This window comes from Saccharothrix sp. BKS2 (genome assembly GCF_047689505.1).
Taxonomy (GTDB): domain Bacteria; phylum Actinomycetota; class Actinomycetes; order Mycobacteriales; family Pseudonocardiaceae; genus Actinosynnema; species Actinosynnema lopnurensis.
Window position 1 is genome coordinate 143,682 of the sequence record NZ_JAUQOL010000017.1, and the last position, 20,995, is coordinate 164,676.

18 protein-coding genes and 4 pseudogenes are annotated in these 20,995 nt (G+C 68.6%); 11 read left to right on the forward strand and 11 right to left on the reverse strand.

What is annotated here, in order from left to right:
* Position 1: 1 nt before the first annotated feature.
* A complete protein-coding gene (locus tag Q5530_RS31590) occupies positions 2-763 on the forward strand; it encodes an AraC family transcriptional regulator (RefSeq protein ID WP_415366474.1) in 762 nt (253 codons plus the stop codon).
* Between the two features lie 305 nt (positions 764-1,068).
* Here Q5530_RS31590 and Q5530_RS31595 read toward each other — a convergent pair whose 3' ends face one another.
* Positions 1,069-1,737, reverse strand: a complete 669-nt coding sequence (locus tag Q5530_RS31595; protein ID WP_415366475.1) for a TetR/AcrR family transcriptional regulator — start codon at positions 1,735-1,737, stop codon at positions 1,069-1,071.
* Between the two features lie 94 nt (positions 1,738-1,831).
* Between Q5530_RS31595 and Q5530_RS31600 the strand changes: the two genes are divergently transcribed.
* A complete protein-coding gene (locus tag Q5530_RS31600) occupies positions 1,832-2,764 on the forward strand; it encodes a zinc-binding dehydrogenase (RefSeq protein WP_415366476.1) in 933 nt (310 codons plus the stop codon).
* Positions 2,765-2,819: 55 nt separating this feature from the next.
* Here the strand turns inward: Q5530_RS31600 and Q5530_RS31605 are convergent, their stop codons facing one another.
* Entirely contained in the window at positions 2,820-3,173 is a 354-nt protein-coding gene (locus Q5530_RS31605; RefSeq protein WP_415366477.1) for a hypothetical protein, read from the reverse strand.
* Positions 3,174-3,431: 258 nt separating this feature from the next.
* On the opposite strand from Q5530_RS31605, the gene Q5530_RS31610 reads away from it, so the two are divergent.
* Both Q5530_RS31610 and Q5530_RS31615 read left to right on the forward strand, forming a co-directional pair.
* Positions 3,432-4,235 carry an ABC transporter ATP-binding protein gene (locus tag Q5530_RS31610; protein ID WP_415366478.1) on the forward strand — a complete coding sequence of 268 codons (804 nt, stop codon included), beginning with the start codon at positions 3,432-3,434 and terminating at the stop codon, positions 4,233-4,235.
* 3 nt (positions 4,236-4,238) lie between these two features.
* Entirely contained in the window at positions 4,239-6,737 is a 2,499-nt protein-coding gene (locus Q5530_RS31615) for an ABC transporter permease (protein ID WP_415366479.1), read from the forward strand.
* Between the two features lie 201 nt (positions 6,738-6,938).
* Here the strand turns inward: Q5530_RS31615 and Q5530_RS31620 are convergent, their stop codons facing one another.
* Entirely contained in the window at positions 6,939-7,595 is a 657-nt protein-coding gene (locus tag Q5530_RS31620; RefSeq protein ID WP_415366480.1) for a response regulator, read from the reverse strand.
* Positions 7,583-8,806 carry a sensor histidine kinase gene (locus Q5530_RS31625; protein WP_415366481.1) on the reverse strand — a complete coding sequence of 408 codons (1,224 nt, stop codon included), beginning with the start codon at positions 8,804-8,806 and terminating at the stop codon, positions 7,583-7,585. The genes Q5530_RS31620 and Q5530_RS31625 overlap by 13 nt, the downstream gene beginning before the upstream one ends.
* A gap of 281 nt (positions 8,807-9,087) precedes the next feature.
* Between Q5530_RS31625 and Q5530_RS31630 the strand changes: the two genes are divergently transcribed.
* Entirely contained in the window at positions 9,088-10,224 is a 1,137-nt protein-coding gene (locus tag Q5530_RS31630; protein WP_415366482.1) for a serine hydrolase domain-containing protein, read from the forward strand.
* A 426-nt stretch (positions 10,225-10,650) separates the two neighbouring features.
* On the opposite strand, the gene Q5530_RS31635 is transcribed toward Q5530_RS31630, so the two are convergent.
* Positions 10,651-11,124: a hypothetical protein gene (locus Q5530_RS31635; protein WP_415366483.1), complete on the reverse strand. Its 474-nt coding sequence runs from the start codon at positions 11,122-11,124 to the stop codon at positions 10,651-10,653.
* A gap of 1 nt (position 11,125) precedes the next feature.
* Between Q5530_RS31635 and Q5530_RS31640 the strand changes: the two genes are divergently transcribed.
* Both Q5530_RS31640 and Q5530_RS31645 read left to right on the forward strand, forming a co-directional pair.
* Positions 11,126-11,782 carry a hypothetical protein gene (locus Q5530_RS31640; protein WP_415366484.1) on the forward strand — a complete coding sequence of 219 codons (657 nt, stop codon included), beginning with the start codon at positions 11,126-11,128 and terminating at the stop codon, positions 11,780-11,782.
* 57 nt (positions 11,783-11,839) lie between these two features.
* Positions 11,840-12,617: pseudogene (locus tag Q5530_RS31645) on the forward strand (transposase family protein).
* A gap of 210 nt (positions 12,618-12,827) precedes the next feature.
* Here the strand turns inward: Q5530_RS31645 and Q5530_RS31650 are convergent.
* The 5 genes and pseudogenes from Q5530_RS31650 to Q5530_RS31670 all read right to left on the reverse strand — a co-directional run bounded on the left by Q5530_RS31650 (position 12,828) and on the right by Q5530_RS31670 (position 15,030).
* Positions 12,828-12,974 carry a hypothetical protein gene (locus Q5530_RS31650; RefSeq protein WP_415366508.1) on the reverse strand — a complete coding sequence of 49 codons (147 nt, stop codon included), beginning with the start codon at positions 12,972-12,974 and terminating at the stop codon, positions 12,828-12,830.
* Positions 12,975-13,110: 136 nt separating this feature from the next.
* A pseudogene (locus Q5530_RS31655) lies at positions 13,111-13,209 on the reverse strand (trehalase-like domain-containing protein); the annotation flags it as partial.
* A gap of 402 nt (positions 13,210-13,611) precedes the next feature.
* Positions 13,612-13,890: a recombinase family protein gene (locus Q5530_RS31660; protein WP_415366485.1), complete on the reverse strand. Its 279-nt coding sequence runs from the start codon at positions 13,888-13,890 to the stop codon at positions 13,612-13,614.
* 92 nt (positions 13,891-13,982) lie between these two features.
* Entirely contained in the window at positions 13,983-14,615 is a 633-nt protein-coding gene (locus Q5530_RS31665) for a nitroreductase family protein (RefSeq protein WP_306749561.1), read from the reverse strand.
* Between the two features lie 22 nt (positions 14,616-14,637).
* Positions 14,638-15,030, reverse strand: a complete 393-nt coding sequence (locus Q5530_RS31670; RefSeq protein WP_415366487.1) for a MerR family transcriptional regulator — start codon at positions 15,028-15,030, stop codon at positions 14,638-14,640.
* Between the two features lie 429 nt (positions 15,031-15,459).
* On the opposite strand from Q5530_RS31670, the gene Q5530_RS31675 reads away from it, so the two are divergent.
* The 4 genes and pseudogenes from Q5530_RS31675 to Q5530_RS31690 all read left to right on the forward strand — a co-directional run bounded on the left by Q5530_RS31675 (position 15,460) and on the right by Q5530_RS31690 (position 19,700).
* The gene (locus Q5530_RS31675; protein ID WP_415366488.1) at positions 15,460-17,013 is read left to right on the forward strand and encodes an MFS transporter; all 1,554 of its coding nucleotides are present in this window, start codon (positions 15,460-15,462) and stop codon (positions 17,011-17,013) included.
* Between the two features lie 29 nt (positions 17,014-17,042).
* Positions 17,043-18,352 (forward strand): annotated as a pseudogene (locus Q5530_RS31680) (NtaA/DmoA family FMN-dependent monooxygenase).
* A gap of 152 nt (positions 18,353-18,504) precedes the next feature.
* Positions 18,505-19,275 (forward strand): annotated as a pseudogene (locus Q5530_RS31685) (NADPH-dependent F420 reductase); the annotation flags it as partial.
* A gap of 68 nt (positions 19,276-19,343) precedes the next feature.
* Positions 19,344-19,700, forward strand: coding sequence for a hypothetical protein (locus Q5530_RS31690; protein WP_415366489.1), 357 nt, complete (start codon positions 19,344-19,346; stop codon positions 19,698-19,700).
* A 731-nt stretch (positions 19,701-20,431) separates the two neighbouring features.
* Here the strand turns inward: Q5530_RS31690 and Q5530_RS31695 are convergent.
* Positions 20,432-20,995: a hypothetical protein gene (locus Q5530_RS31695; RefSeq protein ID WP_415366490.1), complete on the reverse strand. Its 564-nt coding sequence runs from the start codon at positions 20,993-20,995 to the stop codon at positions 20,432-20,434.

Consider the following 20,995-nt stretch of genomic DNA (forward strand, 5'->3'; position numbering starts at 1 on the left):
CTTGGGGACGTGTCCGGAGAACTCGGGGCACCTCACTCGGCACGGGCTGAGTGAGCGACCGGATCGGCCACTGGCCGATCTGCCGAGGGAGGCAAGTCTCCCCTCGGGAGCCAATGTGCGACCGGAAGTGCCGATCGACCCGGCGGTGGCGCACGCGGACATGGTGTGCGGCGCTTACGAGTTGCAGCTCCGGCCGCTGCACCCGTTCTTGCGGGCGCTGCCGGACGTCGTCCACGTGCCTGCGCGGGCCGGCCGACACCCGGCGCTACGCGCGGCGGTCGACCTCCTGGCCGCCGATGTGGTGGACGCACTCCCCGGTGCGGACGCGGCGGTGCCCGCGCTCATCGACCTGGTGATGATCTACACGCTCCGCGCGTGGTTGCAGGAGGAGTCCGAGCGCACAACCAGCACCGGCTGGTGGGCCGCACTGGCTGATCCCGCGATCGCCGAGGCACTTCAGCACATGCACCGGGAACCCAGTCGCAAGTGGACAGTGCAGGAGCTCGGTAAGGCGGTCGGCCTTTCCCGAACCGCGTTCACCCGGAGGTTCACCTCCATGGTCGGGCAGCCCCCGCTGGTCTACCTGACGAACTGGAGGCTGGGCAGGGCCGCCCAGCTGTTGCGGGAAACCGATGATCCCCTCGCCCTCATCGCGCGTCAGGTCGGTTACCGGTCCGAGTTCGCCTTCGCCAACGCCTTTCGCAGAGCGTTCGGCGTGCCCCCTGGGCGGTTCCGACGCGCTGAGCTACCCGTCCCGTGGTGATGAGAACCATCGGAAGGCCGGGGCTACCGCAGCCGTCGGGTAAGTTCCACCTGCGGCAGCACCACCACTTCTGCCGGCGAGGACGTCTCACGGTCCAGCGGGATGTCCATTCTGATCACGGTGGCTCGCCTGGTGGAGTGCGCCGTCCTCGTCACGCGGGTTCACGGTGATGTGGCTGGCTCTGCTGTGTTTGACGGCGTTGGTCAATGCCTTCGCCACGGCGAGAGGGCAACCACGGCGATCACACCAGCCGTTCGAGCCCGCGATGTTGACCGGACGGCTCCCGTGCCGGACGGGTGGGCGAGTCATCCTGCCCGGTTGACCGGTGGGACGCCGGTGAGGGTGAGGCTGCCGGGAACGGCGGCGAAGGCCGCGAGCGTGTCGGTGGCGAGGTGCTCAGCGGTGGGGTCCTGTGGCCGGTCTGCCCAGTTCTCCAGCGCGCGGTGGAACGCGGCGACGAGGATGTCCAGCGCGAGGCGGGGACGCAGGTCGTGTGGGTCGAGCCCGAACCTGCGGTGCAGGACGTCGAGGGCGGCGCGGACGGTGACGCCGCAGAAGTACCGGCAGTGCGCCTCGATCGCCGGAGTCCTGCCGGCCAGCCGTGTGCAGGACAGCAGCCGGTGTGCCCAGTCGCCGGTGTTCATGGTGCGCATCGCGGCGAGCACGGCGTCTTGCAGCACCTGCAGGATCGAGCATTCCGCGGCCACCGGCAGGGTTTTCAGCTCGTCGATGAAAGCTCTCCACATGTCCTCGTACGGCGCCATCGCCACTTCTTCCTTGCTGGCGAAGGTGCGGAAGAACGTTCGCTTGGACACCTCCACCCGGTCGCACAGCTCGTCCAGCGTCACGCTGTCGAAATCACGTTGTGTGAACAAGCGCAGCGCGGTGTCGATGAGCGCCTCGCGTGTGCGCTGCTTCTTGCGCTCCCGCAATGTCGGCCGTGGGCCGGGAGACGGCGCGGAGTCGGTGGCCATTCGGCGAGCTTACCTCGGTGTCATACGCCACTTGAAAGCAAACGCCACTCAGTGGCAAACTACCAGGGAACGATCACCAACCTGGGAGGCACTCATGCAGGCCCTGCTCCTCGACCACTCCGCACCCGGCAACCTCCGGCTCGGCTCGGTTCCCGACCCGGAGCCGGCCGTCGACGAGGCTGTCGTCCGTGTGATCGCCAGCTCCGTCAACCCCGGTGACCTGTACCTGGATGCCGCTCCTGAGGGCAGCGTGCCCGGCTACGACGCCGCCGGGGTCGTCGTGCGGGCGGCTGCGGACGGCTCGGGCCCGGCTGTCGGCACACCGGTGGTGACGCTCGGTTTCGCTGGCGGGTGGGCCGAGCTTCGCGCGGTCCGGACCGGTTGGATCGGCGTCGCGCCGGCCGGCGCCGATCTCGCCGCCGTCAGCACGGTTCCGGTGGCGGGCACCAGTGCACTGCGCGCGCTGCACAGGCTGGGCCCGATTCTCGGCCGCCGGGTTCTCGTGACCGGCGCCACCGGTGCGGTGGGCCGATACGCCATGCAACTGTCCCGGCTCGGCGGCGCGCACGTCGTGGCCTCCACCGGTGACCCGGAGGCCAACGGTGACCAACTGCGGGCACTGGGCGCAGATGAGGTGGTCCGCGAGCCAGGAGACCTCGACGAACCAGTGTCCGGAGTCATCGACGTGGTCGGTGGTGAACGCATGGTGCAGGCGTACGAGAAGCTCGCCGAAAACGGCGTTCTGGTGTCGGTCGGGCACATGAGTGGCGCAGGGGAGCACTTCCCAGCCCTGGCCTTCTCCGGTCACGACGGCCGGAACAACCGCAGCATCACCTCCTTCTTCCTGGGCGCCCACGCCGGACTGTCCGCGGACCTGTCCTGGTTGACCGCGCGGGTCGCGGACGGCACCCTGAGCCCGGGCATCTCCCGGCGCGAGGACTGGAAGAACGCGGGCACGGCCGTTCAGGCGCTCGTAGAAGGCCGTGACCGCGGCAAGCTGATCCTCGACATCGGCCAGCACGCTTAGGACACCGCCCGCCGTCACGGTCGCGCGGATGACGTGCCTTGTGTCTTGTCCCGCATCAGTTCCGCGGATTCTCACGGTTCTTGCGATAGTTGGAGAACAGCGTGATGCCGCTGGCGACGGCGATCAGTCCGAAAACGGCGCTGATGTAGAGGCTCAGACCGAAGGCTTGAGTGGCAACGTTGGCCGCGACGCTGACTACCAGGACCGTCGCGAGCAGGGCTTGGCTGCGGGTGGGCGAGAAGTTCATGACGAAGAAGTTAGTTGTGTTCGTCAGCGTCGCCGATACCGCAGGCGCCCAGGCGTCAGGTAGTGCAGGCTGCACCTCGATTCTGTGCGCTGGTGCGATGAGTTCGAAGCGCAGCAGGACTTTGCTCGGTTCTGCGAACTCGTGTGCCGTTGTCAGCCCCACGGTGACCCAGGGTTACCTACCTGCTACTCACCGGCTCGAGCAGCGGACTCCGTCGCTCTGGTGCGTTGTGCGCGGAGGGGACCGGCTGTGATGTCGCGCCGATGACGTCCGTGTCGTCGGATCCAGGCTGGGACTGCCGCGGAGCAAAAGGTACAGCCTGCGCTACCAGAAACCGCCTGCTGCCTGGGTCGTTCCGGCGGGCGGGCGACATTACCGTCCTGCCTGGGAAATCGACGAATAGGACCTCGGGTTTTTGTGATGTCAATCCAAAATGTACAAGTTGATGGGGCGTCTGGTGCGGGCGTTGGCAGACCCGCGTCGGCGGTGCGGGTGCAGGGCCTGAGAAAGGTCTACGGCACGGAACTCCAGGCGGTGACTGCTCTTGCGGGCGTCGACGCGATGTTCGAGCGGGGAACGTTCACCGCGGTGATGGGGCCGTCCGGTTCGGGCAAGAGCACGTTGCTGCAGACCGCGGCAGGGCTGGACCAGCCGACCGGCGGCCAGGTGTGGGTCGGCGACACGGAGCTGTCGCAACTGTCCGAAACGGACCTGACGAAGCTGCGGCGGTCGAAGATCGGGTTTGTCTTCCAGGCGTTCAACCTCATCGGAGCGTTGACGGTGCAGGAGAACATCGTGTTGCCGCTGCAACTGTCGGGAAAACGCGCCGACGCCACCTGGGTGCGGCAGGTCGTCGATCGGGTCGGGTTGACCGACCGGCTGGCGCACCGGCCGTCGGAGCTGTCCGGCGGTCAGCAGCAGCGGGTGGCGATCGCGCGGGCGTTGGCAACGCGCCCGGAGGTCATCTTCTGTGACGAACCGACCGGTGCGTTGGACACCCAGACCGCGGCCGAGGTGCTGAGCCTGTTGCGTTCGGTGGTGGACGAGGCGGGGCAGACGGTGATCATGGTGACGCACGACCCGGTGGCCGCGTCGTACGCGGATCGTGTGATGGTCCTGGCCGACGGCCGGATCGTGCACGACATGCCGCAGCCGGGTGCGGAACGCATCGCGGAGCAACTGGCCCTGCTGGGCCGCCGTCAGCGCCTTACGCAGGAGCGCTGACCGATGCTGAAGCTAGCCGCGAAGATGCTGCGCCACCGCAAGGGCAGCGCGGTCGCCACCCTGCTGGCCTTGACGGCCGGAGTGGTGATCTTGATGTCGATGGGACTGCTCGTGGAGTCCGGCCTGCGGTTCGAGGCCGCGTCGCAGCGTTACGCCGCAACGGACGTCGTCGTCGCCAATCGCGACATCACGCTCACGACGAACGGCCAGGAGGCCACCGCACCGCTGCCTGAGGGAGGCACCGTCCCGGCCTCGATGGTCGAGCGGCTCCGGCAGGTACCGGGCGTGGCCACCGTCGTGGCGGACACGTCGGTGACGGCGATCCTGGAGAACGGCGGGGCCACCGGGCACGGGTGGAGCAGCACGGTTCTCACCCCCTACCAGCTGACCAAGGGCGCCCAGCCGAAGAAAGACAACGAGGTCGCGCTGGACGAACGCGTGGCCGGCTCGGTCGCACCCGGCGACGAGGTCCCTGTCCTGATGGAGGGGACGGCACGCGTGTACCGGGTCAGTGGCCTCGTGCGCAACGCCGGTCCCCGGCCGGGCTCCGACGCGTCGCCCGCGGTGTTCTTCACCGACGAGCACGCGGCGGCCGTGTACCCACGACAGGGCCAGGTCGACGCCGTCGGCGTCATCGCCGAGCCAGGTGCCTCCAGCACCGCACTGGTCGCCGACGTGCGCAAGCTGGCCACCGAGGCCGGTGTCAAGGCCCACGCCGGCGCCGAGCGAGGGGTGCTGGAACAGTCCGCGGACCTGGCGGCCAGCGACACGCTGATCAACCTCGGCATCGTCTTCGGCGGATTCGTGGGGCTGCTGGTGATGTTCGTCGTGGCCGGAACCATCGGCCTCGCGGTCCGGCACCGGCGACGCGACCTCGCTCTGCTCCGGGCCGTCGCCGCGACTCCAGGCCAGATCTCCCGGTTGATCCTCACCGAGGTGGGGCTGCTCAGTCTGTTGTCGGTCGTGATCGGTGTGCCCTCGGGCTGGTTCGCCACTCGATGGGTGCGCGGGGAACTGGTCGACCGCGGGTTCATCCCGAACACGTTCCCGTTCAGCGGCGGGGCCCTGACCGCGGCCGCCGTGGTGGGGGCGACAACGGCGGTGGCGGTGGGGGCCGCGCTGATCGCCGCGCGCCGGACAATGCTGATCCGCCCGACAGAGGCGCTCGGCGAGATCGCCGTGGAACCCACTCGGAACAGCAAGATCCGCCTGTTCACCGGGTTCGTCACCCTGGCCGGTGCCATTTACCTGACCACGCTCAGCACGACGCAGAAGGGGAACGCTGCCCTGGGCACCGCGCTCGGCATGCTGTTCGCGCTCGTCCTCGCGGTCGCCCTGCTCGCCCCCTGGGTCAACCGGGTGGCCGCCCGGCTTCTCGGCCCGGTGCTGCGTGCGGTGTGGGGTGACAGCGGCTACCTGGCCGCGGCGAACCTGCGCGCCAACGCCCAGGGCATGGCCACCGTGCTGACCGCACTGGTGCTGACTGTCGGCCTCGGTGGCTCGATCTGGTTCCTGCAGGACAACCTGCTGCGACAGACCGTCACCCAGATCGGCGCCGGGATGCTTGCCCAGCACTCCGTGAGCTCCGCCGCCGGCCTGCCTGAGACCGCCCTCGCAGAAATCCGCGAGATTCCCGGCGTGGTCGCCGCCACCGGGGTGCGGAACACCTCGATCATCCTCGGGGCCGGGCAAGGCGGCGGTGTGCAGGCGATCGATCCGGACGGCGTCGAGCACACCATGGACCTTCAGGTTCGCAGCGGAAACCTGGCCGATCTGAGCGGGCCCACCATGGCGGTGTCGGCCCTGCAAGCCGATTCGAACGGCTGGAAAGTCGGCGACCACGCCAAGGTATGGCTCGGCGACGGCACACCGGTCACCCTGCGCATCGTCGCGATCTACGGCCGGGGCATAGGCTTCGGCGACTTCACCGTCACCAACGACGTCATCGCGGGCCACACCGCCTCCACCGGCTACGAGCGGATCCTCGTCCGCGTCGAACCGGGCACCGACATCACCACCGCCCTGGCTGACGTCACCGGCCGGTATCCCGGCAGCACCGTGACGAACACGGCCGGGCACACCGGCCAGCTTGCCGACGACCTGGCGCTCAGCGCCTGGATGAACAAGCTGCTGATGGGCATCATGATCGGTTACGCCGCCATGGCCGCCGCCAACACCATGGTCATGGCCGCTCTCACCCGGGGCCGTGAACTGGCTTCACTGCGCATGGTCGGCGTCACCAGGAAGCAGGTGAAAAGAATGGTCCACGCGGAACAGTCCGGCCTGCTCGGTGTTTCTCTGCTCATCGGCGGATCCATCGCCGCGCTCACCCTGATATCGGTGGTGCGCACTCTCACCGGGCAGAGCGTTCCTTACGTTCCCCCGCTGGGGTGGGTGTCCATCACCGGCGGCACGGCGCTGCTCGCCCTGCTCACCACCATCCTGCCCATCGCACGACTGCTCCGCGTCCCACCGATCGCCGGCATCGGTATCAAGGAGTGACGGTCACCGGGGACGGCAGACGTCCCCGATCCGGTTGAGCGACGACCGAAGGGCGTGTCCGCACCGCGCGGACGCCCTTCGGTCGTCGTCGTCAAGCGTCCGTCCGGAAAGGACATTGACGGCGGTGTTCGGAGCCTCTGTGCCACAGATCCACGCCGGTGGCCCACAAACCGGCGCCGACCGATCGGTGGTACAACGGCGCTACCGCGGTCCGCTGCCCTCGAGGTAGCGCAAGACCGCGGTGACGCGCCGGTCGGCCCGGTCGTCGGGTGCGAGGTCGAGTTTCGCGAAGATGCTGCGGATGTGCTTGTGCACTCCGCCTTCGGTGATGACGAGTTTCTCGGCGATGGCGGTGTTGCCGAGTCCTTGGGCCATGAGCGCGAGCACGTCGCGTTCCCTGGGGCTCAGCCGGCCCAGCGCGCTGGTGTGCGGGTTGCGGGCCAGCAGCTGGCCGACGACTTCGGGGTCCACTGCGGTGCCGCCGTCGGCCACCCGGTGCAGTGCGCTCAGGAACTCGTCGACCCGCCCCACCCGTTCCTTCAACATGTAGCCGAGCCGGCTGGTGCCGCCGGCCAGCAGCTCGGTGGCGAACGTCTGCTCCACATACGCCGAGAGCACGAGGACCGCGAGGCCGGGCTGGCGGCGGCGGGCTTCGACGGCCGCCAGGATCCCTTCGTCGGTGTGAGTGGGCGGCATCCGCACGTCGACGATGGCGACGTCCGGCTCGTGTTCGGCCACCGCGGCCAGGAACGATCCCGGCGTGTCCGCGGTGGCTACCACGTCGAGTGACTCGGCGCGCAGCAGCAGGGCCAAGCCCTCGCGCAGCAACGGGTCGTCCTCGGCGATCACGATCCGCACGGCAGCTCCACTCGCATCGTCGTCGGCCCGCCGGCCGGGCTGTCCAGGGTGAAGCGCCCGTCGTAGGCCTCGATTCGCCGGCGGATGCCGGACAGGCCTGACCCGTTGCTCTCGTCCGCGCCACCCCGGCCGTCGTCGTCGATCCGCAGCACCAGACGGTCGCCCTGCCTGGCCACCTGCACCACGGCTTTCGCGGCGTCGCTGTGCTTGGTCACGTTGGAGAGAGCCTCGGCCACCACGAAGTAGGCGGTGGCCTCGACGGAGGCGGCGCACCGGCCCGGCACGTCGACCGTCATCTCGCACGGCACGGCGCAGCTGCTCGCGAGGCCGTCCAGGGCACCGGTGAGCCCGCGGTCGGCCAGTACCGGGGGCAGGATGCTGCGGGCCACCGCACGCAGCTCGGAGAGTGCCTGTTCGGCGGCGTCCTGTGCCCGGTCCAGCGCGGCGTGGGCCGCGGCGGGGTCCCGGTCCACGGCTCGTCGCACGGCGCCGAGCAGCACGTTCACCGCGACGAGCCGGTTCTGCGTGCCGTCGTGCAGTGACCGCTCGATGCGGCGCAGCTCTGCGGCGTGCGCGTCGAGAGCGGCGGCACGGGTGACGGTCAGCTCGGTGATCCGCAGCGAGAGGTCGGTGCCTGGGGGAGGCGCCAGCAGGTGGCGGCCTGGCCACTCCTGTACCCGGACGAGCGCCGGCCCGAGCGCGACGAGGAAGGCGGCGCAGAGCACGCCGGACAGCGCCACGACCAACGCGCCGGTGAGGTCCGTGACCTTCGAGAAGATGTTCCAGAAGAGGAAGGTGGGAGTGTTGTCCGAGGGTGGCAGCACGTAGTACCAGAACGGGTAGGTCGTGTTCTGCAGCATCGTGGCCGGCATCGCGATCGCGACGAACCCGATGGCCAAACCGGCTGTGGCGTGGAGCGGCAGCCAGGCCAGCTCACGTCGCACGGCCACGTCGCGCAGCGCGGCGCGCGCCTGCTGCGGCACCGCGTCGGGGGTGAGAACGTCGAGCCGGACCCGTTCCCGGTTCGCGACCGACCGCAGCGTGCGCAGGGCGGAAGGCACCAGGAGAACACCGGCACCGACGCAGCTGAGCAGCCCGACCACGCCGATCCAGACGAGGACGGCCAGTGCGAGCAACGCCGTGCCGAAGCCGCCGAGGAGGCGCGCGATGGCATCGAGCGTCGACCGCAGTCGTTCCCGCACCCGTGCCATGCCACCTCCCCGCCGGATCTTATCCGATCAACACAGCCGGAGTCGGATGCAGGTCGACCTGCCATTCAAGGCCCCTCCGCCGGGGCGTGAGCAGCTCGGTCACCGGGGTGGCACCGCTACTTCTGTTGTCCAGCAGGCTGGATTGTCGACCTGGATGAAGGTGAACAGACTGAGGTCGTTCGATGTGCGCAGGATCGACATCCGCGCGGAATCTAGGAGTGGCTGCCTTGTTCAAATCCTCTTCCCAGCGAGATCGGCCTTTTTCGCCGCGGTATCGCCGTGTGACCACCGTGGCGGCGGTTGCGGTCGCGGCGGGCAGTCTCGCGTTCGCCGGCCCGGCCCCGATCACCCAGGCCGAACCTAGTCGCGATGCGATTCAGCAGGGCTTGGACAAGATCGTCGGTACCGACCGGCACCCAGGAGCGCTGGCAGCTGTCCGGGACCAGCACGGCCGGACCCGCCACTACACGGCCGGGGTCGGTGATCTGCGGACCGGTAGCAAGGTACCGGCGAACGGCAGGGTGCGAATCGGCAGCGCCAGCAAGATGTTCGCCTCTGTGGTCGTACTGCAGTTGGTGGGGGAGGGCGAGGTGGAGCTCGACTCATCGATCGAGAAGTACCTGCCGGGCCTGGTGCGGGCCAAGGGTGTGGACGCGAACAAGGTCACGGTCCGCCAGCTGCTCCAGCACGACAGCGGCCTGCCCGAGTACACCGATTCGTTGTTCGCGGACATGGGCGACTTGCTTCCGTACCAGCACGTCTACCTCGAACCGCGGGAACTGCTCGACCTGGCGAACGCCCGGGTGGATGGCAGGCCCGCCGGCAGCGGCTGGTCCTACAGCAACACGAACTACGTCCTGGCCGGCCTGATCGCCCAGCGGGTCACCGGTCGCCCGTTCAACGAACTGGTGACCACTAGGGTGATCGAGCGGATCGGCCTGCGCGACACCTACGCGCCCGAGGTCGGCGAGCAGGACATCCGCGGCCGGCACCCCAAGGGCTACCAGCGCAATCCGGTGACCGACGAGCTGCTCGACTTTACGCAGATGGACCCGAGCTGGGGCTGGGGTGCCGGCCAGCTGATCTCCACGCCCGGTGATGTCAACACCTTCCTGGGTGCGCTGCTGGGTGGGAAGCTTCTCGAACCGGCCCAGCTGGCCCAGCTGCGCACCACCATCCCGACGGACCCGGAGTCGGGCCAGGGCTACGGACTCGGCATCTTCAGCATCCCGTTGAGCTGTGGAAAGGTCGCGTGGGGCCACGGCGGCGTCATCCCGGGCTATGCGAACGACAACGCGGTCACCGATGACGGTCGCGCGGCAACCATCGTGGTCACTGCGACGCAAGGATCGGTGAAGGACAAATCCGTCGCTGCGGACCGGGCCGCGCTCTTCGACGCCGCACTCTGCGCGAATTGACCCCCGGCAGAGCACAGGCAGCTTCCGCGCTGGGGAAGCCACATAACGGCAAGGGCTCGGGCGGGTGCTCAACGCATCTGCCCGAGCCCTTGCCGCACGTGCGTCTCCGCGGGATCCGACCGGCCGGGCGTCGATGGAGGTAGTGCTGGCTGTACCAGAGTTGTGCAGCGCATGGGATCGTTGGAAGCCGGGGCTGCGGCAACACTATGGGTGTCAGTGCGAACCGTCCAACCGTTCTGATAAGGCTCATTCTCAACAGGACGATGCGCCCGGCTCGGGTTCCGCTCAGTGTCGGCCGTGGACCGGCGTTCGACTCGGAGGCCTGCGCGCGTCAGTCCCACCTGGACAGGGGGCGTGCCGCTTCGGGAAGGATCGCATGCCGATCTCAGGCGCACTGAGAATGCTGTGCACCAAGGGAAAGGCCAATCAGTGCCCGATCCGCTCGAGACCCACCTCACCCTGATGGCCACACAACTGTTGCAGCAGGCCGACGAGCTGGTAGCCGCGCAGTTGCGGGTTGCCGGTGCGGTCGGCTCGTACCGCGTGGCTCCCCTGTCGGAGATCCGGCCATCCGCACACCGCAACGTCTTGCGCGTGATCGCCGCTTTGTGCGGTGACGACCACCTGCCGGCCGGCGTGGCGGCGGACGAGCGAGAAACCGGACGGCGCCGGGCGTTGCAGGGCATACCCAGCGCGGATGTCCTGACCGTCTACCGGAGTTGTATCGCGTTGCTGCGCGACGAGTTTCTCCGGGTCGCTCAGGCTGAGGCGACTCCTGCCGACGCCGTGCTGATCGGCACACAGCGGATTTGGCAGCTCGGCGACCACTACAGCAACGAGTTCCTCGACGGTTACCGGGAAGCCGAGCTTGACCTCACCCGTCGTGCGGAGCAGCAGCACGATGCTGCTCGCCCGCTTGCTGGAGGGCACGATGACGACGGATCAGATGGTCGCGGCGGGGGTCGGGTTCGGACTCGCTGCGAACAAGCATTACTGGGTCCTGCGGGCACGATCCGACGGCACCGATCCGTTCGTGCTCAGCCGCCGGCTGAAACGCGCGGCCGGTGCACAGGACACGGCCCTGGTCGGCACCTACGGCGGTGATGTGGCGGCTGTGCTTACCCGGCCCATCACCGGCGAACTGACCGGCGACGTCACGGTCGGACTGGCCTGCCCGACCGGACTGTCACGGTTGCACGCTGGATTCGCGGAAGCCACGCAACTGCTCGAGGTCGCGACCAGGTTCGGCCACCGCGGAATCGTGGATCACAGTCGGATGGCACTGCGGCTGGCGGTCGCGAATGCGCCGGAGCTGGGAAGATACCTTCACGCCCGGTACGTCGAACCGGTCGAGGCCGGGAGTGCCATCGGCGAGGCCTTGCTCACGAGCGTCGAAACATATCTGACCCGGCGGCGGTCGATCCCCGACGCCGCCACCGCTCTGTCCGTCCACGTCAACACACTGAACGTTTTTCATCCTGGTCGGGGTGCGTTGGCAGGCACGGGATGTGGGCCACAAACCGGTGATCGTCGGCGTGTCGGTGCCGCAACGGGATGAAGCCCTCGGTAGGAGGGCTGTCGACCAAGATCAGTCTTGTTGCACCGAAGGCTTCACGTGCTGTTCTACCGTGCCGCGCTGCCGTTGTCACATCGGACCCTGACCTTCGTCTCCGGCCTGGTCCGCGCCCACCGCCGCCAGTCCGGCTCGGTGTGGCGCAGGCTCGACCCGGGGCAGCAGGCCCTGCTGGTGTTGGTGTACCTGCGCAAGGGCGAGACCTTCGCCGAGATCGGTACCGGGTTCGGCGTCTCGACCACGACGGCCTGGCGCTATGTCAACGAACCGTCGAACTGCTCGCGCGGCGGGCCCCGAAACTGCGCGAGGCGTTGCGGTCGGCGAAGCGGCAGGGCCTGGCCTACGTGGTCGTCGACGGCACGCTCATCCCGACCGACCGCGTCGCCGCCGACCGGCCCTTCTACTCGGGCAAGCACCGCATGCACGGGTCAACCTGCAGGTCATCGCCTCGCCGGACGGCACGATCCTGTGGGTGTCCGGCCAACTGCCCGGCAGCATCCACGACACCGCCGCCGCCCGGATCTGGACCATCCTCGCCGCGCTGCGCGAGGTCGGGTTGATCGCCTTGGGCGACAAGGGCTACCACGGCTACGACGACACCGGTGATCACGTCATCACCCCGTACAAGGGCAGGAACAAGCCCGAGTCGCAGAAGGAGGCCAACCGCGCCCACGCCCGCCTGCGCGGACCGGGCGAACGCGCCAACGCCCAACTCAAGACCTGGCGCGTCCTGCGCAAGCTCCGCTGCTGCCCCTACCGCGCCAGCCGCCTGGCCAAAGCCATTCACGTCCTACAGAACCACAAGGTCGCCGCAGGATGAAAAAGGTTCACTGTCGCCGCCTGCTGATTTAGTGTTTCCGCAGGTCAGGGCATGATTTAGGCAATTCCGGGGGAGGAGGATGCGACATATCGGTTGGTCAAGTGGTCGCATCTTCGGGCTCGGCTGAAGGCGACTCTCGGTGTGCTGTGTAACTCTACCGCTCTGCTCCGATGATGCTGTTCGAGGTGTTTGTCGGAGGCGGCTGAGGCTTCACGGCGCGGCGTTGCGCGGCTGGTGGTACCGGTAGTCCTGGTTGCGGATGCCGCCGAGCCCCTCGGGCAGCGGGGTGGTGGCGGCCATGATCGCGCCGGTGTCGTGGTGTGCCAGGCCCTTGATGGGGAACGCGGAGCGCAGCACCAGGTCCGGCTCGACTGCGGGCAGCTTGAGAGTGGCGGTCCAGTTCGAGCAGTGTGTGCTGGCGCGGGTGCGCCGTTCGGGCCCGCCGGGGATGGTCTCGGACAGGTTGTCGGTGCCGCAGTGCAGTCCCCGGCGGGATCGCCGCGCCCTGGCGTGGCCGGACGGCCGCGGTGGCGGTCTCCTGCTGGCCGTCGGAGCTGATCTGACAGTCCACGCCCGGCGAGCGCAGCACCATCGGCTCCGAGGCGCCCACCACGCATAGGCCCTCGCGCTCACGCAGCAACCGCACCAGTTCTCATGGTCAGCCAGAGCGCCGGTATGGCCGAGTGACCTGGGACGATGGCTTTTCGAGCGGCGCACGCTCATGGGCAGCAGTCGCAGTAGCGCGAACGCGTTGGTCATGCCCAGGTAAACCAGTCGGAGCAGCATGGCCGGTCATCATGCCGCGTCACCCGAGGGCGCTGCGGACCTGCGGCCGTACCCAGGAGCTCCTCGACCCCTTACGCTACGCGCGGCTTCAACCTGCATGGATGGAGTTGTCGGCAGCACAGGGCCTGCCGCTTCTCGTGTTCGGCTAGCGCGCGGTAGATACTGGCCGGGCCGGGGTTCTTCCCCTTGCGTTTGCCGGTGGGGATGATCAGGTCGGGACGGATCTCCTCGACGGACTCGCCGTTCGCGCGGCGACGACATGCTGCACGGTGTGCAGCATGTCGTCGGTGATGACCGGTGGCCGGCCGCCGTGGTTTCCCTTGCGGGCCGCGGCATTGAGGCATTCGAGGGTGGCCTTCCGGATGTTCTCGCGTTCGGTTTCGGCCATCGCGGCGAAGAACGCGAACAGCACCCGTCCGGTGCCGGACGGGTCGTAGATCCCGGTCAGCGGCCCGGCGAGCATCTCCGGCGCGATGCCGGATAGCACCTGCCCCGTCCGGTTTGCTCAGCTCCTAGCGTGCAAGCCGCCGGCGTGTGCGTGCCGCGAGGCCGGCCAGGTGATGGCCTACGAGACATGCCTCAGATCCATCGGATGACCTCGTCCGGGTCGGGGCGCCCGGCCGGGCGGAAATCCGTGCCCTTCGTGTACGCGACCGGCGTGAGCACGGCCTGCGCGACCGTTTCGTAGTCGAGTCCCAGGATGTCGGCCACGTCGCGTTCGCGGGCGAGGTGCATCGATGTCCACGCGGTGCCCAGCGCGCGGGCGCGGGCGGCCAGCATGAAGCTCCACGTGGCCGGGATGACGTTGCTCATGCCGGCGACCGCCCACTGCCGGTTGGGGCCTTCGTTGCAGGCCAGCACCAGTACCGGTGCGTCGCCCATGTGCTCGCCCAGGTAGTCGGCGGAGCTTGCCACCCGCTGCTGTACGGCGTCGCGGGCGTCGTCACCGGTGGGCTTGCCGGGATATCCCGGGGAGGCTTTGTATCCGGCGTACACCTCGCGGTAGACGTCTCCGACCGCCCGGCGTTTCGCCTCGTCGCGAATCACGACGAACCGCATGGTCACGATGTTCGAGCCCGACGGCGCCTGCAGGGCCATCGCCACGCACTCGCGGATCGCGTCGTCGGGCACCGGACGGGTGAAGTCGAGGCGCTTGCGGACCGCCCGCGTGGTGGAGAGCAGCTGGTCCGGGTCGAGATCGAGCAAGGTCATTCGGCCACCCTGGGGTCGAGGTTCATTGCGGTAGGCGGGTCTCGGTCGTGGCGGCGAGGGAGCGGTCCATGGCCGCGATGTACTGGGTGAGGGCGTGGCAGTGGTGCTCCAGCAGGGCGATGCGCTCGGTCATCCGGTCGCGCTCACGCGCGAGCATCTCGCGCAGCTCAGGGTCGGGATCGGCGACAACGATCTCCTGGGGCTGGTTGAGGCACGGCAGCATGTCGCCGATGATGCGCGTGGGGATGCCGGAGTCGAGCAGGCCGCGGATCTTCTTCACCCGATCCACCAGGTATTCGTCGTACTCTCGGTAGCCGTTCTGCTGCCGCCGCGGCGTGATCAGCCCTTGCTCTTCGTAGTAGCGCAGCATGCGCGTCGGGACCTCGGTGCGTTTCGCCAGTTCACCGATCTTCATGACCGCCTCCTCAGCACCTGCCCAACGTTACGGTGATGTCAAGGTTGACGGGGTGTGAGTGACCTCTCGTCGCTCAGAATTGACATTCACATGATGTGAAGGTTGCACGATGGTTGCATGTCCCGGACCAGCAACCTCCCACAATGCCGCCCGCAAAACGTGACACCGCGGACGATGCGGCGTACCCCTGTGGGCTTCGCGACGGGGCGCTGCCGTCACCGCCGCGAAGATTGTCGGCTATTCGGGAAGCAGCGCCATCCTCGTAGGCGATTGCGGGTCGGTGATCACCTGGGCCCGACCGCCACCCACCCGGTTGTCCTTCGGGCGCCGACTTGTCCGGCCCGGACCTGACCCCTGAGCGCCGATGACGCGCGCACGTCGCACCGCTTGATCCTCCTCTTCCGGCTTCCTGAGACAGCGAGCACGCACATGAGCACCCCACCAGAATTCGACGTCGCCGCTCCGGCACCGACGGTCCCCTCCGACGACCGGCTTCCGCCGGGTGTCGCCCTGGTCATCGGGATCCTGATCGTCTCGACGTTCATCGTCTTCCTCAACGAGTTGCTCCTGGGAGTCGCGCTCCCGACGCTGATCGCCGACTTCGGGGTCACCCCGAGCACCGGGCAGTGGGTCACGACCGGCTTCCTGCTGACCATGGCCGTGCTGATCCCGGCCAGCAGTTTCGTGATGCGACGGTTCCCCATGCGAACGGTCTTCCTGGTCGCGCTGTCGCTGTTCATCGTCGGGACGACACTCGCCGCAATCGCGCCGACGTTCGGCGTCCTGGTGACCGGCCGGATCATCCAGGCCTCCGGCACCGCCGTCTTCCTGCCCCTGTTGATGACCACGACCATGCGCCTGGTCCCCGTCGCTCGCCGAGGCCAGATGATGGCGATCACCACGGCCGTCCCGGCCGTGGCGCCGGCGGTCGGGCCGGCACTGTCAGGTCTCGTGCTGTCCACACTGAGCTGGCGCTGGCTGTTCATCCTGATGCTGCCGTTCGCGGTTGCTGTGCTGGCGTTGGGCGCGTGGAAGTTGCGCAACACCACCACCCCGGAGCCGGTGACCCTGGACCTGCTGTCGCTGCTGCTGTCCGCGCTCGGGTTCGGCGGCCTGGTCTACGGACTCTCCCTGATCGGCGAGGCGTCCTCCGGGCACACCTCCATCTCGCCGTACCTGCCGATCACCGTGGGCCTGGTGGGCCTGGTGGCGTTCGTCCTCCGACAGATTCCCCTGCAGCGTCGCGACAGCGCGTTCCTGGACATGCGGATCTTCCTCCGGAGGTCGTTCACCGCACCTCTGCTGGTGATGCTCTTCGTCGCGGGCAACGGGATCGGACTGCTGGTCGTGCTCCCGCTGGTGCTGACCCACGTCACCGGCCTGAGCGCCCTGCAGCTCGGCCTCTTCCTGATCCCCGGCGGGGCCGCGATCTCGATCGTTGCGGCTGCGAGCGGCCGGGCGTACGACCGCTTCGGCCCACGCCCGTTGATGATCCCCGCCGCGATCGTCTGGCTGGCCGTCCTGTGGTTCCTCAGCCAGGTCGACGAGAGTACGAGCGTGGTCACGCTGATCGTCGCGTGGCTGGTGTTCACCAGTGCGCAGTCCGCGATGTGGGCGACGCTGACGACGAGTGCGATGGGCGGCCTGCGCCCCGAGCTCTACCCGCACGGCGCCTCGGCCTTCGCCACCGCCCAGCAGCTCGCCGGTGCCGCCTTCGGCGCGGTGTTCATCTCGGCCTACACCATCGGTTCCGGTGCCCGCGACGCCGGCGTGCTCGACACGGCCCAAGCCACGTCCGCCGCGAACGCCGCCTTCCTGACCGCCTTTGCCATCGGCCTGGTCGTGCTGGTAGGCGCCTTCTTCGTCCGTCGGACACCGAGTCCCGCCGCCGACGTGACGGACGCAGCCGTGCCGGTCAGCGGCGAGGCGGTGGCTGAGGCACCGGCCACCGACGCAGCGGTCGGCGAGACGGCGGCCCGGTGACCATGACGGACAAGCAGCTCGTCCTCGGTATGGGGCTGATCGACGGATACGGTGGCCTGCACGGCGCCTGGCGTGCCCCGCACGTGGACCCCGGCACCTACGCCGACGTCGACGCCACGGTGCGCCACGCGAGAGCCGCCGAGCGCGGCAAGTTCGCATTCCTCTTCACGCCCGACTTCCCCGCCGTGCGCGGCGACGTCGAGCACTCCACGATCAGCAACCTCATGGACCCACTGATCCAGCTGACCGCCGTCGCGCGGGAGACGACGAACATCGGCTTCGTCGCCACCGGGTCGACGACCTTCCAGGAGCCGTTCAATACGGCACGCCAGTTCAAGGCCCTCGACGTCCTGAGCCACGGTCGCGCCGGCTGGAATGCCGTCACGACGAGCGATCCCGCCGTCGCGGCCAACTACGGCAGGCCCGTCGCCGACCGCGACGAGCGTTACCAGCGCGCCCACGAGGCCATCCAGATCGTCCAGGCGCTGTGGGGCAGCCGGCAGAAGGACGCGTGGGTCAAGGACCAGGCAGCGGACCGTTTCATCGACCCGTCGAAGCTGCGACCGGTCAACCTGCAAGGCGAGTACCTCGCTTCGCGAGGCCCCCTCGGGATCCCCCGTCGGAGCAGGGCCAGCCCGTCGTCTTCACCGCCGGCGGCCCCAGCCCGCACCTGCTGTCGATCGCGGGCCGCTACGCCAGCGGCTTCATCGCCGAGGTATGGACGATCGAGCAGGCGCGCGCCCAGCGCGAACTCGTGCGCAACGCGGCACGCGAAGCCGGCCGCGACCCCGACGAGATCAAGTACATCCCCGGCATCATGACCACCGTCGCACCGACCGTGCGCGCAGGCCTCGACCGGCGCCTGAGGTATGCCGGCGACGTCATCGAGGCCCGCCTGCCCCACCTCGGCGCGGTGCTCGGCATCCGGATCCACCCGGACCAGATCGACGAGCCCCTCACACCGGAGCAACTGGCCACCGCGCACGCCTCACCGAGGGACCCCCGCTCGTCGAACGCTCTCGCGGTGGCACGCCAGGGGTGGTCCCCGCGCGATGTCCTTGCCCATGGCGTGATCGACTTCCACCCCACGGTCGTGGGCCCAGGGAAGCTGCACGCCGACCACCTGCAGGAGTGGTTCGAGGCGGGAGCCGCCGACGGCTTCTGGGTGACGCCCGACATCTACGAGGACGGCGTCGACGCCTTCGTCGACGAGGTCGTGCCGATCCTGCAGCAACGCGGCATCTACCCCACCGAGTACCTGGGCACGACCCTGCGCGCGAACCTCGGCGTGCCCCACCAGTACGGACTCGACCCACGCATCACCGGCGCCGAGCAGTGACCGGACTCAGGTGGTTGCCGCAAGTAATGAGACGACCGTTTGCGTGCTGCGCCCGAGCCAACCAGATTCCCCGCGGCTCTCGCTGATCGCCCTGGTCGTGGGGGCGTGAAGACGAAGAACCGCAGAGCACCGCGCACACGAACGACACGCAGCACATCACTCAGGAGGAGAACTTCATGAAGATCGGCATCATGGGAGCCGGCAGCATCGGCAGCGTGCTGGCCCAGCGGCTGAGCGCCCACGGCCACCACGTCAAGATCGCGAACTCGCGCGGGCCCGAGACGATCCCCGCCGACGTCCTCGCCACCGGCGCCCGGGCGGTGCCGGCGGCCGACGTCGCCGCGGACGTGGACGTCCTCATCACCTCGGTCCCCCTCATCCGGGTGCCCGACCTCAAGCCGCTGCTGACCGACCTGCCCGCTGACGCCGTCGTTATCGACACCTCGAACTACTACCCGGCCCGCGACGGGCACATCGCGGCCCTCGATCGCGGGCGCGTGGAAAGCCGCTGGGTCGAGGAGCACCTCGGCCGGCCCGTCGTCAAGGCGTGGAACGCCATCACGGCACAGTCCTTCGTTGCCTACGCGAACCCGAGCGGCACCCCCGGCCGGATCGCGATCCCCGTCGCCGCGGACGATGACGACGACCGGGCCCTGGGCATGTCGCTGGTCGAGCAGACGGGCTTCGAGGGCTTCGACGCCGGCACCATCACCGACTCGTGGCGCCAGCAGCCAGGCAGCCCCGTCTACTGCACCGACCTCACCGCCGAACAGATGCCCGCCGCGCTCGGCAAGGCCATCGCCGAACGCTCCCCGAAACGCCGGGACCTGGCGATGCACATCATCGCCGAACTGATGGGCGACCCCGCCAGCGACCTCGGCAAGGACTTCCTGGTCCGGGTCAACCGCCTCATCTACAACTGACCCACGCTCCGGCCTGCGCCCGGCCGGCCACCTCGAAGTTGCTCCGGTTCGAGTTGGCGGCGGAGAGCGTGGCTACCGCACTGCGGGTGTTCCACCGATACGCCCTGGTCGGCGAGGGCTGGTCTGCGGAGGGAGGCGCCTCGCTGCGGACCTTCTTCGTCGGAGCCTGTTTGCGTACCTTTCCCACGGTCTACCGGAGATGGTGTGCCGAACAAGACAAAGAGGAGCCGTACGGGCTGGACGAGGCCGACGCGCCGCCTGCGGCCAGCTCGCTCAGGAAGTGCCCCAACCTCGCCGAGCAAATCGTCGCCGAGCACGCGACCCGGAACAAGCTCTGCAGCATCAGTAAGAAGAGCACCCGGGAAGCCGCGGCCCAGCCGTACGGCTTCGTCTGCCACTCGTCCCTCCCGGCCGAGTTCGACTGAATCAGATGTCGCTTCGCGACGTTACCGGTCAGAACGCCCAAGTAGACGGGAAACGGCTGATTCCCAGATCATCGAGACGGTATGCGCAACCACGCGTTGATGATCAACTCGGCTGGCATGAGGTGTGCGACACCGCCTGGGGTCGTCAAGCGGTTCGCCTGACGAGTCCAGGAACCCGCCTGCGGCCGGAGCTACGTTGGTGACGTTGTGCCTGCCGACAACTTCATCCATGCAGGTTGAAGCTGTGCGTAGCATGAGAGGTCGAGGCACTCCCGGGTGCGGCCGCAGATCTGCAGCGCCCTCGGCTGACGCGGCATGATGACTGATCGTGCTGCTCCGACTGGCCTACCTGGGCGTGACCAACGCCTTCGCGCTGCTGCGCCTGCTGCCCATGAGCGACCGGGACAAAGACACAGAGATCCTGGCGCTGCGGCACCAGATCACGGTCCTGGAGCGCCGACTCGCAGACACCCGTCCGCGGTTCTCCCCCCGGCGACCGGGCATTCCTCGCCGCCCTGCTGCACCGAATCCCGGCCGCCACGCTTCGTCGACTCCGACTACTGGTGCGCCCGGAAACGGATGACGTTATCGGCAGGCACAACCCCACAGGGGGGCGTCTCCGGTGCGAGTGCCGTCCACCTCGGCAATCCCCACGGCGACCCGCTTCACGGGCGTTCGGCGCGGGCCTTCGGTTCCACCTCACCGAGGTGGAACCGAAGGCCCGCGGAGCGCTATTCGGCGGCGAGCCGGTCCTCGGCGCGGGCGAGGACGCGGGCCGCCCACCCGTCCCGGTCTTCGCCGCCCGCGCGGAGCGTCTCCCGGTCGGGGTCACCGAGCCCGCGGGCGAGCGCTTCCAGCGCCACCCTCCGCAGCACCGGGTTGTCGTTCTCCGGGTACGCGAGCTCGACCAGCCGCGCGAGGAGTCCGGTGTCGGTGTGGTCGCGCAGGTGCTCGCCCGCCGCGGAGGCCGCGATCAGCTGGACATCGCCCGAGTAGTCCCAGGAGACGCCGTCGAGGAACGCGCGCACGAAGTCCAAGTAGGACTCGGTCAGACCCCAGAACGTGCACAGGGTCTGCAAGGCGAGCTTGGCGAGTTCCGCGTCATCCCCCCGCAGGAAGCCCGCCACGAGATCCTCGTGCTCCGTCGCCGACGAACGGCCGACGACGTACAGGAGGCGGTACGCCCGGGACTCGTCCTCAGTGGACGCCAGCTCACGCACCACTTCGGCGATCTCCTGCTTGCCGACCGTGCCCTCCTTGGCTCGCTCGACGAGTTCATCGAGGTCGATGCTCAT

Excerpts from the sequence above, each read along its gene's own strand:
- Q5530_RS31595 (WP_415366475.1), bottom strand. The coding sequence starts at position 1,737 with ATGGCCACCGACTCCGCGCCGTCTCCCGGCCCACGGCCGACATTGCGG.
- Q5530_RS31610 (WP_415366478.1), top strand. The coding sequence starts at position 3,432 with ATGTCAATCCAAAATGTACAAGTTGATGGGGCGTCTGGTGCGGGCGTT.
- Q5530_RS31625 (WP_415366481.1), bottom strand. The coding sequence starts at position 8,806 with ATGGCACGGGTGCGGGAACGACTGCGGTCGACGCTCGATGCCATCGCG.
- Q5530_RS31670 (WP_415366487.1), bottom strand. The coding sequence starts at position 15,030 with ATGAAGATCGGTGAACTGGCGAAACGCACCGAGGTCCCGACGCGCATG.
- Q5530_RS31600 (WP_415366476.1), top strand. The coding sequence starts at position 1,832 with ATGCAGGCCCTGCTCCTCGACCACTCCGCACCCGGCAACCTCCGGCTC.
- Q5530_RS31675 (WP_415366488.1), top strand. The coding sequence starts at position 15,460 with ATGAGCACCCCACCAGAATTCGACGTCGCCGCTCCGGCACCGACGGTC.
- Q5530_RS31695 (WP_415366490.1), bottom strand. The coding sequence starts at position 20,995 with ATGAGCATCGACCTCGATGAACTCGTCGAGCGAGCCAAGGAGGGCACG.
- Q5530_RS31615 (WP_415366479.1), top strand. The coding sequence starts at position 4,239 with ATGCTGAAGCTAGCCGCGAAGATGCTGCGCCACCGCAAGGGCAGCGCG.
- Q5530_RS31665 (WP_306749561.1), bottom strand. The coding sequence starts at position 14,615 with ATGACCTTGCTCGATCTCGACCCGGACCAGCTGCTCTCCACCACGCGG.
- Q5530_RS31640 (WP_415366484.1), top strand. The coding sequence starts at position 11,126 with ATGCTGCTCGCCCGCTTGCTGGAGGGCACGATGACGACGGATCAGATG.